Source organism: Enterobacter sp. C6, assembly GCF_008122455.1.
GTDB lineage: Bacteria > Pseudomonadota > Gammaproteobacteria > Enterobacterales > Enterobacteriaceae > Enterobacter > Enterobacter pseudoroggenkampii.
Map to the genome: position 1 here is coordinate 13,711 of NZ_QPFW01000240.1, position 15,307 is coordinate 29,017.

14 protein-coding genes and 1 other annotated feature are annotated in these 15,307 nt (G+C 56.8%); of the genes, 5 read left to right on the top strand and 9 right to left on the bottom strand.

Features of this window, described 5'->3' with window-relative positions:
* Positions 1–59: 59 nt before the first annotated feature.
* The 6 genes from trpA to trpL form a co-directional block, all read right to left on the bottom strand.
* Positions 60–869 carry a tryptophan synthase subunit alpha gene (trpA, locus tag DOU50_RS17585; protein ID WP_048990761.1) on the bottom strand — a complete coding sequence of 270 codons (810 nt, stop codon included), beginning with the start codon at positions 867–869 and terminating at the stop codon, positions 60–62.
* The gene (trpB, locus tag DOU50_RS17590) at positions 869–2,062 is read right to left on the bottom strand and encodes a tryptophan synthase subunit beta (RefSeq protein ID WP_024907111.1); all 1,194 of its coding nucleotides are present in this window, start codon (positions 2,060–2,062) and stop codon (positions 869–871) included. Before trpB ends, trpA begins: the two co-directional genes overlap by 1 nt.
* Before the next feature lie 10 nt (positions 2,063–2,072).
* Positions 2,073–3,431 (bottom strand): bifunctional indole-3-glycerol-phosphate synthase TrpC/phosphoribosylanthranilate isomerase TrpF, encoded by a 1,359-nt coding sequence (gene trpCF / locus DOU50_RS17595; protein WP_148769834.1) that lies wholly within the window; start codon positions 3,429–3,431, stop codon positions 2,073–2,075.
* A 3-nt stretch (positions 3,432–3,434) separates the two neighbouring features.
* Positions 3,435–5,030: a bifunctional anthranilate synthase glutamate amidotransferase component TrpG/anthranilate phosphoribosyltransferase TrpD gene (gene trpD, locus DOU50_RS17600; protein ID WP_032647582.1), complete on the bottom strand. Its 1,596-nt coding sequence runs from the start codon at positions 5,028–5,030 to the stop codon at positions 3,435–3,437.
* Complete coding sequence (locus DOU50_RS17605) at positions 5,030–6,592, bottom strand: anthranilate synthase component 1 (protein WP_048990764.1); 1,563 nt, start codon at positions 6,590–6,592, stop codon at positions 5,030–5,032. The genes trpD and DOU50_RS17605 overlap by 1 nt, the downstream gene beginning before the upstream one ends.
* 25 nt (positions 6,593–6,617) lie before the next feature.
* Positions 6,618–6,711, bottom strand: a sequence feature (Trp leader region).
* Complete coding sequence (gene trpL / locus DOU50_RS24020; protein WP_106993556.1) at positions 6,688–6,732, bottom strand: trp operon leader peptide; 45 nt, start codon at positions 6,730–6,732, stop codon at positions 6,688–6,690. (Overlaps the previous feature by 24 nt.)
* A 139-nt stretch (positions 6,733–6,871) precedes the next feature.
* On the opposite strand from trpL, the gene rnm reads away from it, so the two are divergent.
* The 3 genes from rnm (at position 6,872) to rluB (ending at position 9,342) form a co-directional block, all read left to right on the top strand.
* Complete coding sequence (gene rnm, locus DOU50_RS17615; RefSeq protein ID WP_032647580.1) at positions 6,872–7,753, top strand: RNase RNM; 882 nt, start codon at positions 6,872–6,874, stop codon at positions 7,751–7,753.
* The gene (locus DOU50_RS17620) at positions 7,750–8,370 is read left to right on the top strand and encodes an L-threonylcarbamoyladenylate synthase (protein WP_148769835.1); all 621 of its coding nucleotides are present in this window, start codon (positions 7,750–7,752) and stop codon (positions 8,368–8,370) included. Before rnm ends, DOU50_RS17620 begins: the two co-directional genes overlap by 4 nt.
* Positions 8,371–8,466: 96 nt before the next feature.
* Positions 8,467–9,342, top strand: coding sequence for a 23S rRNA pseudouridine(2605) synthase RluB (gene rluB / locus DOU50_RS17625; protein WP_023312076.1), 876 nt, complete (start codon positions 8,467–8,469; stop codon positions 9,340–9,342).
* Between the two features lie 34 nt (positions 9,343–9,376).
* On the opposite strand, the gene cobO is transcribed toward rluB, so the two are convergent.
* On the bottom strand, positions 9,377–9,967 hold the full coding sequence (gene cobO / locus DOU50_RS17630) for a cob(I)yrinic acid a,c-diamide adenosyltransferase (RefSeq protein WP_024907116.1): 591 nt from the start codon (positions 9,965–9,967) through the stop codon (positions 9,377–9,379).
* Positions 9,964–10,725, bottom strand: coding sequence for a YciK family oxidoreductase (locus DOU50_RS17635; protein ID WP_024907117.1), 762 nt, complete (start codon positions 10,723–10,725; stop codon positions 9,964–9,966). Before DOU50_RS17635 ends, cobO begins: the two co-directional genes overlap by 4 nt.
* Positions 10,726–10,976: 251 nt before the next feature.
* Between DOU50_RS17635 and sohB the strand changes: the two genes are divergently transcribed.
* Complete coding sequence (sohB, locus tag DOU50_RS17640; RefSeq protein WP_148769836.1) at positions 10,977–12,023, top strand: protease SohB; 1,047 nt, start codon at positions 10,977–10,979, stop codon at positions 12,021–12,023.
* Between the two features lie 34 nt (positions 12,024–12,057).
* Here sohB and DOU50_RS17645 read toward each other — a convergent pair whose 3' ends face one another.
* Entirely contained in the window at positions 12,058–12,309 is a 252-nt protein-coding gene (locus tag DOU50_RS17645; RefSeq protein ID WP_023312072.1) for a YciN family protein, read from the bottom strand.
* 399 nt (positions 12,310–12,708) lie between these two features.
* Here DOU50_RS17645 and topA point away from each other — a divergent pair, with 399 nt between their 5' ends.
* Positions 12,709–15,306, top strand: coding sequence for a type I DNA topoisomerase (gene topA, locus DOU50_RS17650; RefSeq protein WP_024907119.1), 2,598 nt, complete (start codon positions 12,709–12,711; stop codon positions 15,304–15,306).
* Position 15,307 lies beyond the last annotated feature (1 nt).

Sequence of the window (15,307 nt, forward strand, 5' to 3'; positions counted from 1 at the left end):
ATGAAGAGAGTGTGTAAAAAAAGAGGACCGTCTGGCTGGGATGCCAGACGGTCGAAGGGTTAGGCTTTACGCGTCGCCGCTTTCATTGCAGTCACAAACGCTTTCAGCTCGGCCAGCATCTGCTCGGGCTTGTCCACGTTCTTTTCGATGATCTTCACAATCGCAGAGCCGGAGATGGCACCTGCCGCTTTCGCCTCAATCGCTGCGGTGACCTGATCCGGGGATGAAATCCCGAAACCCTGCAGCGGAGGCGCGGCATGGTACTCGGCCAGCTTCTCCACAAGGTGATGCAGCGGCAGCGCGGCTTTATTCTCGGCACCGGTCACGCCTGCGCGGGAGAGCAGGTAGGTGTAACCGCGCCCGTAAGAGGCTATCTGGCGCAGCAGCTCATCGTCCGCGTTTGGCGGGCAGATAAAAATAGGGGCGACATTGTGACGCATCGCAGCCTGGCGGAATGGCGCAGACTCCTCAACCGGCACGTCGGCCACCAGAACGGAGTCGACGCCCACGCGCGCGCACTCGGCGTAAAACTCATCGATACCGCGGTTGAATACCAGGTTGGCGTACATCAGCAGGCCAATCGGGATAGTGGGGTGCTTCTGACGGATCGCCGCCAGCATCTCGAAGCACTGGGTCGGCGTGACGCCCGAGGCAAACGCGCGCAGCGTCGCATTTTGAATGGTCGGGCCATCCGCCAGCGGGTCAGAGAACGGGATCCCCAGCTCCAGCGCATCGGCACCGGCTTCAATCAGGGTGTCGATGATCTTCAGCGACTGTTCAGGGCCAGGGTCGCCCAGGGTGACGAAGGGAACGAACGCGCCTTCCTGGCGGGATTTCAGTTCTGCAAATACGTTATCGTAGCGTTCCATCAGATTTCCCCTCGTGCTTTCAGAATATCGTGAACGGTGAAGATATCTTTGTCACCGCGACCGGAAAGGTTCACCACCAGCAGCTGTTCTTTTTCCGGATTGTCTTTCATCATTTTCAGCGCATGGGCCAGAGCGTGTGAAGACTCCAGCGCCGGGATGATCCCTTCGCTGCGGCACAGCGTTTTGAACGCCTCCAGCGCTTCGTCATCGGTAATGGAGACATAGTCCGCGCGACCGGTACTGTTCAGATAGGCGTGCTGCGGCCCGACGGATGGGAAGTCGAGGCCGGCAGAGATAGAGTAAGACTCTTCAATCTGGCCTTCATCGGTCTGCATCATCGGGGATTTCATGCCGAAGTAGATCCCCACGCGGCCATGCTTCAGCGGCGCGCCGTGTTCACCCGATTCAATGCCGTGACCCGCAGGCTCGACGCCAATCAGACCCACGCTGGTGTCGTCGATAAAGTCTGCGAACATACCGATGGCGTTAGATCCGCCGCCGACGCAGGCGATGACCGCATCCGGCAGGCGACCCTCTTTTTCGAGGATCTGCGCTTTGGTCTCTTCCCCGATCATGCGCTGGAATTCACGCACGATGGTCGGGAACGGGTGCGGGCCCGCCGCGGTACCGAGCATATAGTGCGCGGTTTCGTAGCTGCCAGACCAGTCGCGCAGCGCTTCGTTACAGGCATCCTTCAGCGTCGCGGAGCCGCTGTGCACCGGGATCACTTCCGCACCCATCAGACGCATACGGAAAACGTTCGGAGACTGACGCTCAACGTCTTTCGCCCCCATATAGATGCGGCATTTCAGGCCGAGCAGGGCGCTGGCGAGCGCCGAGGCCACGCCGTGCTGGCCTGCGCCGGTTTCGGCGATGATTTCGGTTTTACCCATACGCTTCGCGAGCAGCGCCTGGCCCAGCACCTGGTTAGTCTTATGTGCGCCGCCGTGCAGCAGGTCTTCACGCTTCAGATACAGCGTGGTTTTGGTGCCTTCCGTCAGGTTGCGGCATTTGGTCAGGGCCGTTGGGCGGCCTGCATAGTTTTTCAGCAGGTCGGTAAATTCCGCCTGAAACGCCGGATCCTTCTGCGCACTAACAAACGCTTCTTCCAGCTGGCGCAGCGCGGGCATCAGGATTTGCGGGACGTACATCCCGCCGAACTCACCAAAATACGGGTTAAGTAATGTCGTCATCTTCTCTTCCTTAATATGCACGCAGAGTTTTAAAAACCGAGGCCAGTTTGCTGGCATCTTTAATACCCGGCTGGGACTCTACGCCTGAATTGAAATCGAGGCCTGCGCAGCCGGTTTTCGCGGCTTCTACACAGTTGTCCGGGCTTAATCCGCCCGCCAGCAGAACGTTGTCCAGCTTTTCGCCGTTCAGCAGAGACCAGTCAAAACGCTGGCCGGTTCCGCCCTGGCCGTTATCGAGGACGTATTTATCCACGTGGTTCAGGTTACGCGGGGGCAACGTATCGTCAACGCGTTGCGCTTTCCAGATCTGTACCTGCGGTGCCAGCGTGGCGCGCAGGGCATCGATATAGGCCTGATCTTCTTCGCCGTGGAGCTGCACCGCGCTCAGGGATAACGCGTCGGCTTTTTCAACCACCTCTGCGATGTCTGCGTTGCGGAACACGCCAACATAGCTGAGCGGAGCCGCGGCGATGACCTTACGCGCCTGCTCTTCGCTGACCGAGCGAGGAGAGGAATCCACAAAAATCAGCCCGCCATAAATCGCTCCGGCTTCATACGCGGCCTGGGCGTCCTGTTCGCGGGTTAAGCCGCAGACTTTGTTTTCACCCAGCAGCACGCGACGTACTGCCGCATTGAGATCGTCATGTTCCATCATGGCGGAGCCAATCAGGAAACCGTTGGCGAAGTGGCTCAGCTCGCGCACCTGGGCGTAGCTGTTAATGCCGGATTCGCTGATGACCGTGACGCCAGCGCCCAGACGCGGCGCCAGCTGGCGCGTGCGGTTCAGGTCAATGGACAGGTCACGCAGATCGCGGTTGTTAATGCCAACCACTTTGGCTTCCAGCGCAATCGCGCGTTCCAGCTCTTCTTCATTACTCACTTCGGTCAGCACGCCCATGTTCAGGCTGTGCGCCACGGCGGAAAGCTGGCGGTACTGCTCGTCGTCAAGTACCGAGAGCATTAGCAGGCAGGCGTCGGCCTGGTAAAAGCGCGCCAGCCAGATCTGATACGGATCGATAATAAAGTCTTTGCACAGGATCGGCTGCGGCGCGATGCAGCTGACGATCGGCAGAAAATCGAAGCTGCCCTGGAAATATTTCTCATCCGTCAGCACGGAGATGGCTGACGCATGATGCTTATAAATGCCGGCAATACGTGCCGGGTCGAAATCGTCACGAATAACGCCTTTTGACGGGGAGGCTTTTTTGCACTCAAGAATAAACGCGGTGCGCGCACCCTGCAGGGCATCATAGAAACGACGTTGGCTTGGTACGACGTCGTTCTGGAAACTGGCAAGCGGCTGCTGTTGCTTGCGGGCTTCCACCCAGATGGCCTTATCGGCAACGATTTTCGCTAAAACGGTCTGCATTCTTTACCCTCTTGCCGCAAGTGCGGTAACGCGATCGTAAGCTGCACCGGAGCGCAGTACATCCAGAACTTTTTGAACGTTGGCCTTCAGGTCTTCCTCACCGTGCAAACGCATCAGCATGGCGACGTTGGCAGCAACGGCGGCCTCATGAGCGACCTCTCCCTTACCTTGTAATAAGCGCGTCAGAATGTCACGGTTTTCTTCCGGCGTACCGCCGGCCAGCGCTTCCTGGTGATACGGGGTTAAACCAAAGTCAGCGGCTTCCAGCTGGTAGCTCAGGATTTCACCGTCGCGCAGTTCGGCTACCAGCGTTGGCGCATGCAGTGACACTTCGTCCATACCACCGCTGTGCACCACGGCGGCACGCTGGTAACCCAGCACGCGCAGCGTCTCGGCAATCGGCAGTACCAGTTCCGGACTGTAGACGCCAATCAGCGCCAGCGGCGGGTGCGCCGGGTTGATCAGCGGGCCGAGCACGTTAAACAGCGTGCGGGTTTTAAGCTGCTGACGAACCGGCATCGCGTGGCGGAAACCGGTGTGATACTTCGGCGCAAACAGGAAGCAGACGCCCAAGTCATCCAGCGCTTCACGGGAACGCTCGGCGTTCATATCGAGATTAATACCGAATGCGGCGAGCAAATCGGAAGAACCAGACCGGCTGGAAACGCTGCGGTTACCGTGTTTTGCGACCTTTAAACCACACGCCGCCGCCACGAAGGCGCTGGCGGTGGAGATATTGATGCTGTTACTGCCGTCTCCCCCGGTGCCAACAATATCGGCAAACTGATAGTCCGGGCGCGGGAACGGGGCGGCATTTTCCAGCAGGGCCGTAGCGGCACCGGCGATCTCCTGCGGGCTTTCGCCGCGCACTTTCATGCTCACCAGCGCGGCCGCCAGCTGCTCAGGCTTCAGCTCGCCGCGAACCACGGCGGAGAAGAGCTGGTGGCTCTCCTGCTGGCTCAGGGTCTGCGCCTGGTACAGTTTTTCCAGAATCGGCTGCAGGGTATTGGTCTGCTCCAGCTTCTGTAACGCCCAGTCGAGCGTCTGCTCCAGCAGGCGGGCGCCGTGGGAGGTCAGGATCGATTCCGGGTGGAACTGCAGGCCGCAGACGCGATCCGCATCGTGACGTACCGCCATCACCATCCCTTCAAACGAGGCGTTAATGGTCAGCCCGGCGGGAATATTGCTGCCAACCAGCGAGTGATAGCGCGCGACCGGGAGCGGGTTCGGCAGCCCGGCAAACATTGCCTGGCCGTCATGTTCAATGCTGGACGCTTTACCGTGCAGGATCTCACCCGCCTGGCCGACGTAGCCGCCGTAGGCTTCAACAATTGCCTGATGGCCGAGGCAGATGCCGATAATCGGCAGCTTGCCGCGCATGCGGGTCAGCAGCTCCGGCATACAGCCTGCTTCGCTCGGTGCGCCTGGCCCGGGGGAGAGCATCAGCACCGGGTTTTGCATGGTTGCCAGACGGTCAATCAGGGTCTGCGCCGGGACGTGGTTGCGGTAGATAACAACGTTGTGGCCATTCGCACGCAGCTGATCTGCCAGGTTATAGGTAAAGGAGTCGATATTATCGAGCAGCAGAATGTCAGCCATCAGAAAATCTCCTGTGCATGGTGTGCGGTAGCAATGGCGCGAAGGACCGCACGGGCTTTGCTGCGCGTTTCGTCAGCTTCAGACTGCGGAACAGAATCAAGAACAATTCCGGCACCCGCCTGGACGGTAGCAATGCCGTCTTCGACATAGGCGGAGCGGATCACGATGCAGGTATCGAGGTCACCGTGGGCCGTGAAGTAGCCCACCGCGCCGCCGTAGCTTCCGCGACGGCGTCCTTCGGCCGCGGCAATCAGCTGCATGGCGCGTACTTTCGGCGCACCGCTCAGGGTGCCCATGTTCATGCAGGCGCGGTAGGCGTGCAGGACGTCGAGGTCGTGGCGCAGCTCGCCAACCACGCGAGAGACCAGGTGCATCACGAACGAATAGCGGTCGACTTTAGTCAGGTCCGCCACGTAGCGGCTGCCTGGAGTGCAAATACGGGCCAGATCGTTACGCGCCAGGTCAACCAGCATAAGGTGCTCGGAGAGCTCTTTATGGTCGGTACGCATTTCCAGTTCGATACGGCTGTCCAAATCACGATCAAGAGAGCCGTCGGCGCGACGTCCACGCGGACGGGTTCCGGCAATCGGGTAGATCTCAATCTGACGACTGGTGGCGTCGTACTTCAGCGAGCTTTCCGGCGAGGCGCCGAACAGCGTGAAGTCGTTGTCCTGCATAAAGAACATGTACGGGCTCGGGTTGCTCTTTTTCAGCACGTCGTAGGCGGCGAGCGGCGACGGGCAGGGCAGTGAGAAGCGACGGGACGGTACCACCTGGAAAATTTCCCCGGCGCGAATCGCCTTTTGCATCTGGCGAACCACGGCACCGTACTGATCGTCAGTCTGGTTCACATCGCAGGTCATTTTTTCCACCCGCTGCACCGGAAGTGCAGGGGGCGCTTCCGTCATCTGCTGCTGGAGCTGCGCGATGCGGTGCTCAAGACGGTTTTTCTCGGCTGTCGAAGGCGTGAACAGGCTGGCCTGGATACGGGTGTATTGTTTCTGATGGTCGATCACCAGCAGGGTTTCAGCCAGATAGAAACAATAGTCCGGGCAGCGATTACCCTGTTCGGTTTCCGGCAAATCTTCAAATCCGGCGACCAGGTCATAGGCAAACAGCCCACCAAAGAACATCGCCTCACGCTCGTCTTCCGGCACGGTAACCAGGTTCTGCAGCAGGCGGAAGGCATCGAAAACGGACAGGGAGCAGAGGCGCGCGTCTTCGTCCAGCAGTTGGCTCACCGGCGGGAAATGCAGAATGCGCATTTCTGGATGACGTTCGTTTTCAATGCCTGAAGGCAGGGCGGCATCCAGCAGCGGCAGCAGCGATGCGCCGTTATCTGACAGCGCCTTAATTGTGACAGTGTCACCTAAAGCGGTAATGCGCAGCGCGCTGTCGACCAGCAGCAGGCTCTTGAGATCGTCTTTGCTGTCGATGTCTGCAGATTCCAGCAGCAGCGTTGCCGGACGTGCCCCGCACACCTGATGAAACAGCGCGGTGGGGTTGTGGCGATAGGCCGCCTCGCAGGTCAGCAATTCGAGATGAGGTTTGGCTGTTTGCATGTTGGTGTTCTCATTTATTCTGTTCAAAAAAAAGCCCGCTGAGTAGCGGGCGGGTATCTGTTTGCATTTCGCAGACGCGTGACACTGCCCGATGATCAGGAAGTACGCCACCAACCGTGCAGAGTGAAATGTGCTGTCATTTTCAGATACCTTTCTCGTGTGAACTTGCGTACTAGTTAACTAGTTCGATGGCGTGTTGTCAACCCTTGATTTCAGAATTTCGCGTGAAGTCGGTATCATGGGGTTTTCGGATGTCTCCAACCTGTTATGGGAAGTGCTTTGAGCGATACCACCTACGCCATTATTTATGATTTACACAGCCATACTCAGGCCTCTGATGGCCTGCTGACACCCGAAGCCCTGGTTCATCGTGCCGTTGAAATGCGCGTCGGTACGCTGGCGATAACCGATCACGATACGACAGATGCCATTCCGGCGGCGCGCGCTGAGATCGCCCGCAGCGGGCTGGCGCTGAATCTTGTGTCCGGCGTTGAGATTTCGACCGTCTGGGAAAACCATGAGATTCATATCGTTGGCCTGAACATCGATATAGACCATCCGGCACTTATTGCCTTTTTGCAAGAACAAAAAACGCGCCGCAACCAGCGCGCAGAGATGATCGGCGAGCGTCTGGAAAAGGCGCATATTCCGGGCGCGCTGGAAGGTGCGCAAAAGCTGGCGAACGGCGGGGCAGTCACCCGCGGTCATTTCGCCCGTTTTCTGGTTGAAGCAGGCAAAGCGACGACCATGGCGGATGTTTTTAAAAAGTATCTGGCGCGCGGGAAAACCGGATACGTTCCGCCACAGTGGTGTACAATAAAACAAGCTATTGATGTGATTCATCATTCTGGCGGTAAGGCCGTACTGGCCCATCCGGGGCGGTATAATCTTTCTGCTAAATGGCTGAAAAGGCTGCTGGCACACTTTGCCGAATGCGGTGGCGAGGCGATGGAAGTCGCCCAGTGTCAGCAGGCGCCCAACGAACGCGCGCAGCTCGCGACCTATGCCCGCCAGTTCGGTCTGCTTGGGTCACAGGGTTCTGATTTCCATCAGCCCTGCGCCTGGATCGAACTGGGGCGCAAGCTCTGGCTGCCTGCTGGCGTTGAGCCGGTCTGGCAGCTCTGGGAACAGCCGCAGCAAATTGAAGAGAGGGAAGTATGAGTCAGTTTTTCTATATCCATCCGGATAACCCACAGCCACGTCTGATCAACCAGGCCGTGGAGATCGTCCGCAAAGGCGGCGTGATTGTCTATCCGACCGATTCAGGCTACGCGCTGGGCTGCAAAATTGAAGATAAAGGGGCGATGGAACGCATTTGCCGTATTCGCCAGTTGCCGGACGGCCATAACTTTACCCTGATGTGCCGCGATCTCTCTGAGCTGTCGACTTATGCGTATGTCGATAACGTGGCGTTTCGCCTGATTAAGAACAACACGCCGGGCAACTACACCTTCATCCTGAAAGGGACGAAAGAGGTGCCGCGCCGCCTGCTGCAGGAAAAGCGTAAGACTATCGGCATGCGCGTGCCGTCTAACCCGATTGCGCAGGCGCTGCTGGAAACCCTCGGCGAGCCGATGCTGTCTACCTCGCTGATGCTGCCGGGAAGTGAATTTACCGAGTCCGATCCGGAAGAGATCAAGGAGCGTCTGGAGAAGGTGGTCGAGCTGATTATTCACGGCGGCTATCTCGGCCAGCAGCCGACCACCGTGGTCGACTTAACCGAAGATGCACCGGAAGTGATTCGTGAAGGCGTGGGTGATGTAAAGCCTTTCTTGTAAAGGTATAAGCAGATATACTACGCGGCCATCAAAGCAGGGCTCAGCCCTCTTTTGACCTGATTCGACGCCTGTGAAGGCGACACCTGAGGAAGCTCAATGAGCGAGAAGTTACAGAAAGTGCTGGCGCGTGCCGGCCACGGCTCACGCCGTGAAATCGAAGCCATTATTGAAGCGGGTCGCGTGAGTGTGGACGGTAAAATCGCCACGCTGGGTGACCGCGTTGAAATCGTACCGGGGCTGAAGATCCGCATCGACGGTCATCTTATCTCCGTGAAAGAGTCCGCTGAACAAATCTGTCGCGTGCTGGCTTACTACAAGCCGGAAGGCGAGCTGTGCACCCGCAACGACCCGGAAGGTCGTCCGACGGTGTTTGACCGTCTGCCTAAACTGCGCGGCGCTCGCTGGATTGCCGTTGGTCGTCTGGACGTGAACACCTGCGGTCTGCTGCTGTTTACCACCGATGGTGAACTGGCAAACCGTCTGATGCACCCAAGCCGTGAAGTAGAACGTGAATACGCGGTGCGCGTATTTGGCCAGGTTGATGAGAATAAACTGCGCGATCTGTCGCGTGGCGTTCAGCTGGAAGACGGTCCTGCGGCGTTCAAAACCATCAAATTTACCGGTGGGGAAGGCATCAACCAGTGGTACAACGTGACCCTGACCGAAGGCCGCAACCGCGAGGTGCGTCGTCTCTGGGAAGCGGTAGGCGTTCAGGTTAGCCGTCTTATCCGTGTCCGTTACGGCGATATCCTGCTGCCGAAAGGTCTGCCACGCGGTGGTTATACCGAACTGGATCTGACCCAAACCAACTACCTGCGCGAGCTGGTCGGCCTGACGCCGGAAACCACCTCAAAAGTGGCGGTGGAAAAAGATCGTCGTCGCATGAAGGCGAATCAGATCCGTCGCGCGGTGAAGCGCCACAGCCAGGTGAGCAGCAGTCGCCGCTCCGGCAGCCGTAATAACAACGGTTAATGTAAAAGCCCGGTGAACTCACCGGGCTTTTTCTTTAGTAATCAACGCCAATTTGCGCTTTGATACCCGCATCAAACGCATGTTTGACCGGACGCAGCTCGCTGACGGTATCGGCCATCTCCAGAATATCCCGATGACATCCGCGCCCCGTGACGATAACCGTCTGGTGTACAGGACGGTTCTTCAGAGCATCCAGCACGGCTTCCAGCGGCAGGTAGTCGTAGGCGACCATATAGGTTATCTCATCCAGCAGAACCATATTCAGCGAGGGATCGGCCAGCATTCTCTTTGCATGCTCCCAGACTGCGAGACAGGCGGCGGTATCCGTTTCCCGGTTCTGGGTATTCCACGTAAACCCGGTTGCCATTACCTGAAACTCGACGCCGTGAGGCTCCAGCAAATTGCGCTCGCCGTTGGGCCATGTGCCTTTAATAAACTGGATCACGCCCACTTTTTGCCCGTGTCCGACGGCGCGTGTCGCCGTACCGAATGCGGCGGTGGTTTTCCCCTTGCCGTTGCCGGTAAAGACAATGACGATCCCACGCTCGTCCTGTGCCGCCGCGACGCGCGCATCGACCTGTTCTTTCAGACGCTGCTGGCGCTGCTGATGACGTTCTTCACTCATTGCGAAATTCCTGGTTTACGGCCCGGCTGGGCGTCAAAGGTCATCCCGGTTTTGCGGCGGCTGTCGTCGCCCATCAGCCAGAGATAGAGCGGCATAATGTCTGCCGGGGTTTTCAGCTTCTGCGGATCTTCGCTCGGGAACGCACTGGCGCGCATTTTGGTGCGCGTACCGCCCGGGTTGATGCAGTTTACGCGCAGATGGCGGCTCTGGTACTCCTCCGCCAGCACCTGCATCATGCCTTCGGTCGCGAATTTTGATACGGCATAGGCTCCCCAGTTTGCGCGTCCCTCACGGCCAACGCTGGAGGAGGTGAACACCAGTGAACCTGAATCCGATTTGAGTAATAAAGGAAGCAGTGCCTGGGTCAGGAAAAACGTCCCGTTGACGTTGACCTGCATCACCTGCTGCCAGATATCAGGATCCTGTTCATCCATCGGACGCACTTCGCCTAACAAACCGGCGTTATGCAGTACGCCGTCGAGTCTCGGATAGTGGGCGCTGATGCGCCGGGCTAATTCCTGGCATACTTCGGGCGTGCAGGTCAGTAAATCGAGTGTATACCACGGGGCCGGCGTGCCGCATACAGCCTCAATCTCCTGAGCGACGTTTTTCAGTTTTTCTTCGTTGCGCCCGATCAGAATGACGTTCGCGCCGTAATCGGCGTAGGTCAGGGCCGCCTCGCGGCCAATCCCGTCGCTGGCACCGGTGACAAGAATAATCCGGTTTTGCAGCAGATTTTTTTGCGGTTGATAATGCACGGTGACTCCTCAGGCGACCGGTGATGCAATGGCGCCTTTATGATGACTTTTCGGCTTTATGCCCGAATTAGCCTAATAATTCAATCAGTCTACAGGACGCATTACTGTAAAATTAACAATTTGCAAATATTTAAACGCCAGTGCGGGGATTCCTGAAGGCGGCTCGCAGAGGTAATGTCACGAGCGAGACGCATGGGCAGGGCTGATGTACACTGCCGTGAAAGATTCGTGGTTAAATCAAGGTGGAACGCGTGGAATTACTTTCTCAATATGGGTTGTTTTTGGCCAAAATCGCGACGGTGGTGATTGCCATTGCGGTGGTTGCCGTTCTGATTGTCAACCTGACGCAGCGCAAGCGTCAGCGAGGGGAGTTACGCATCACCCGCCTGAGTGAGCAGTATAAAGAGATGCAGGAAGAGATGTCTCTGGCGCTGCTTGATAGTCATCAACAGAAACTCTGGCTGAAAGCGCAGAAGAAAAAGCATAAACAGGAAGCCAAAGCGGCAAAGGCAAAAGCGAAGCTCAATGCGCCGCAGGATAAGGCCACGCCGCGTGTCTATGTGCTCGATTTTAAAGGCAGTATGGATGCGCATGAGGTTTCCTCTCTGCGGGAGGAAGTGACTGCCGTTCTGGCCGTGGCGACACCGCAGGATCAGGTTGTCGTGCGTCTTGAAAGTCCGGGCGGAGTGGTTCACGGTTACGGACTGGCAGCCTCACAGTTGCAGCGCCTGCGTGAAAAACAGATCCCGCTGACCGTGGCCGTTGATAAAGTGGCGGCCAGCGGAGGCTACATGATGGCCTGCGTGGCGGACAAAATTGTGGCCGCACCGTTCTCTATCATTGGCTCGATCGGCGTGGTCGCGCAAATTCCGAACTTTAACCGCTTCCTGAAAAATAAAGAGATTGATATCGAACTTCACACGGCGGGTCAGTATAAACGTACCCTGACGCTGCTGGGGGAAAATACGGAAGAAGGGCGTCAAAAGTTCCGTGAAGATCTCAACGAAACGCATCACCTCTTTAAAGATTTTGTACATCGTATGCGCCCGACGCTCGATATTGAACAAGTTGCGACAGGCGAGCACTGGTACGGCGTCCAGGCGCAGGAGAAAGGGCTGGTGGATGAAGTCGGAACCAGCGACGATCTGCTGCTCAACCTGATGGAGGGCCGGGAACTGGTGGGCGTGCGCTTTACCCAGCGTAAGCGACTTCTTGACCGCTTTACCAACAGTGCGGCAGAAAGCGCGGACCGCCTGCTGCTGCGCTGGCTACAGCGCGGACAAGAACCGCTGCTGTAAACAAAAACGCGAGGCACATGCCTCGCGTTTTGCGTTAATCGACCAGGTGATATTTCTCGGAAAGCGTATGCGCCAGGTATTTAAACATGTTAAACACGGCGGTGCTTTTCGGGGTCGGCAACCCCTGTTCGTCAAGGAAGTATTCGCCGCTGAAAATCAGCACGCCATTACGCTGCTCTACGCCGGTGGCTTCAATACCCGCCAGCGTATCTTCGTGGTCACGGATAAGCTTGTTTGCTTCGATAAGCAGAGAGGCTCGGTCAATAGGTTGGGTCGTATTCTGCATAATCCACTCCTTAAACAGTGACAATAGTCTACGCCGAGGGCGCTTTGGGGGCAAATTTTCCCTGTAATGTGAGGGGATAAGGTACAGGGACCTGGCTGGCGGGATTTGCTTTTGCATGCTAATAAAGTTGCGTAACGAATTTTATCAGGTAGAGTGTGCGCTTTCGTCATTCTGGCAACAGAATTGCTTGACATTCAACCGGGAATTCGTCACGAATTACACGAGATGTGAGAAAAATACCCGAGAACTCAATCACCTGGGCGTCTTTTCTTCAACGCCCGGTAAGACAAAGGGGTTGATATCTCCTGACGCAGTCGCAATATCATTGGCTCGTCGTCAGCGGAAGGGAAATCAACGTGCGGCGTATTCCTGGAAGAATTAAATTAGGTAAAGGTGAATATGGGTAAAGCTCTCGTCATCGTTGAGTCCCCGGCAAAAGCCAAAACGATCAATAAGTATCTGGGTAATGACTACGTGGTTAAGTCCAGCGTGGGTCATATCCGCGATTTGCCGACCAGTGGCTCAGCCAGCAAAAAGAGCGCAGACTCTACCTCCACCAAAGGGGCTAAAAAGCCTAAAAAGGATGAACGTAGCGCGCTTGTCAACCGCATGGGTGTTAACCCATGGCATAACTGGGACGCACAATATGAAGTGCTGCCCGGGAAAGAAAAAGTCGTTAACGAGCTGAAGCAGCTGGCTGAAAAAGCAGACCACATCTATCTCGCAACCGACCTTGACCGCGAAGGGGAAGCCATTGCGTGGCACCTGCGGGAAGTGATTGGTGGTGATGACAAACGCTACAGTCGTGTAGTGTTTAACGAAATTACGAAGAATGCGATTCGTCAGGCGTTTGAGAAGCCGGGCGAACTGAATATTGACCGTGTAAATGCACAGCAGGCACGTCGCTTTATGGACCGCGTTGTGGGCTACATGGTTTCTCCACTGCTGTGGAAGAAGATTGCCCGTGGCCTGTCAGCAGGGCGTGTGCAATCCGTCGCCGTGCGTCTGGTCGTTGAGCGTGAGCGCGAAATCAAAGCTTTCGTGCCGGAAGAGTTCTGGGAAGTTGACGCTAATGTGACCACGCCGGGTGGTGACGCTCTGCCGTTGCAGGTCAGCCATCAGAACGATAAGCCTTTCCGTCCAGAAAACCGCGACCAGACCATGGCCGCCGTAGCGCTGCTGGAAAAAGCACGCTACCAGGTGCTGGAACGTGAAGACAAACCGACCAGCAGCAAGCCGGGTGCGCCGTTTATTACCTCAACGCTGCAACAGGCTGCAAGCACGCGTCTGGGTTACGGCGTGAAGAAGACCATGATGATGGCTCAGCGCCTGTATGAAGCGGGCTACATCACCTACATGCGTACCGACTCAACCAACCTGAGCCAGGACGCGGTCAACATGGTGCGCGGTTACATCAGCGACAATTTCGGTAAGAAATACCTGCCGGAAAGCGCTAACCAGTTCGCCAGCAAAGAGAACTCTCAGGAAGCACACGAAGCGATTCGTCCTTCTGATGTCTCAGTGTTAGCGGAATCACTGAAAGACATGGAAGCCGACGCGCAGAAGCTGTATCAGCTGATCTGGCGCCAGTTCGTGGCGTGCCAGATGACCCCGGCACAGTATGACTCCACCACGCTGACCGTTGGTGCGGGTGATTTCCGTCTCAAAGCGCGTGGCCGTATCCTGCGTTTCGACGGCTGGACGAAAGTGATGCCTGCGCTGCGTAAAGGTGATGAAGACCGAACGCTGCCGGCAGTGAACAAAGGGGATGAGCTCTCGCTGGTAGATCTCGTGCCAGCCCAGCACTTCACCAAGCCGCCTGCGCGCTTCAGTGAAGCATCTCTGGTAAAAGAGCTAGAAAAACGCGGTATTGGCCGTCCGTCGACCTACGCGTCGATCATCTCTACGATTCAGGACCGTGGTTACGTACGCGCTGAAAACCGTCGTTTCTATGCGGAAAAAATGGGTGAGATCGTCACCGACCGTCTGGAAGCTAACTTCCGCGAGTTGATGAACTACGATTTCACCGCGCAAATGGAAGACAGCCTCGACCAGGTTGCCAGCCATCAGGCGGAATGGAAAAAGGTCCTCGACAGCTTCTTCAGCGACTTTACCGACCAGCTTGAGAAAGCGGAGAAGGATCCTGAAGAGGGTGGCATGCTGCCTAACCAGATGGTTCTGACCAGCATCGACTGCCCAACCTGTGGTCGCAAGATGGGGATTCGTACTGCCACGACGGGCGTGTTCCTTGGCTGCTCCGGCTACGCGCTGTCGCCAAAAGAGCGCTGCAAAACCACCATCAACCTGGTGCCTGAGAACGAAGTTCTCAACGTGCTGGAAGGTGACGATGCGGAAACTAACGCTCTGCGTGCCAAACGCCGCTGCAAAAAATGCGGCACGGCAATGGACAGCTACCTGATCGATCCAAAACGTAAGCTGCACGTCTGCGGTAATAACCCAACGTGTGACGGGTATGAGATCGAAGAGGGCGAGTTCCGCATTAAAGGCTATGACGGCCCGATTGTAGAGTGCGAGAAGTGTGGCTCTGAAATGCACCTGAAAATGGGGCGTTTCGGTAAGTACATGGCCTGTACCAACGACGAGTGTAAAAACACGCGTAAAATTCTGCGTAATGGTGAAGTGGCTCCGCCGAAGGAAGATCCGGTTCCGCTGCCAGAACTGCCGTGCGAGAAATCCGACGCGTACTTTGTGCTGCGTGACGGCGCTGCGGGTGTCTTCCTGGCCGCCAACACCTTCCCGAAATCGCGTGAAACGCGTGCGCCGCTGGTGGAAGAGCTGCATCGCTTCCGCGATCGTCTGCCTGAGAAACTGCGTTATCTGGCCGATGCGCCACAGCAGGATCCGGAAGGCAACAAAACCGTGGTACGGTTTAGCCGTAAAACCAAGCAGCAGTATGTTGCGGCCGAGAAAGAGGGTAAAGCGACCGGATGGTCAGCTTTCTTTGTCGATGGCAAATGGGTTGAAGGCAAGAAATAAT

Bases quoted from the DNA above. Each gene is read 5' to 3' on its own strand.
- trpA (WP_048990761.1), bottom strand. From the start codon at position 869: ATGGAACGCTACGATAACGTATTTGCAGAACTGAAATCCCGCCAGGAA.
- trpB (WP_024907111.1), bottom strand. From the start codon at position 2,062: ATGACGACATTACTTAACCCGTATTTTGGTGAGTTCGGCGGGATGTAC.
- trpCF (WP_148769834.1), bottom strand. From the start codon at position 3,431: ATGCAGACCGTTTTAGCGAAAATCGTTGCCGATAAGGCCATCTGGGTG.
- trpD (WP_032647582.1), bottom strand. From the start codon at position 5,030: ATGGCTGACATTCTGCTGCTCGATAATATCGACTCCTTTACCTATAAC.
- DOU50_RS17605 (WP_048990764.1), bottom strand. From the start codon at position 6,592: ATGCAAACAGCCAAACCTCATCTCGAATTGCTGACCTGCGAGGCGGCC.
- DOU50_RS17620 (WP_148769835.1), top strand. From the start codon at position 7,750: ATGAGTCAGTTTTTCTATATCCATCCGGATAACCCACAGCCACGTCTG.
- rluB (WP_023312076.1), top strand. From the start codon at position 8,467: ATGAGCGAGAAGTTACAGAAAGTGCTGGCGCGTGCCGGCCACGGCTCA.
- cobO (WP_024907116.1), bottom strand. From the start codon at position 9,967: ATGAGTGAAGAACGTCATCAGCAGCGCCAGCAGCGTCTGAAAGAACAG.
- DOU50_RS17645 (WP_023312072.1), bottom strand. From the start codon at position 12,309: ATGCAGAATACGACCCAACCTATTGACCGAGCCTCTCTGCTTATCGAA.
- topA (WP_024907119.1), top strand. From the start codon at position 12,709: ATGGGTAAAGCTCTCGTCATCGTTGAGTCCCCGGCAAAAGCCAAAACG.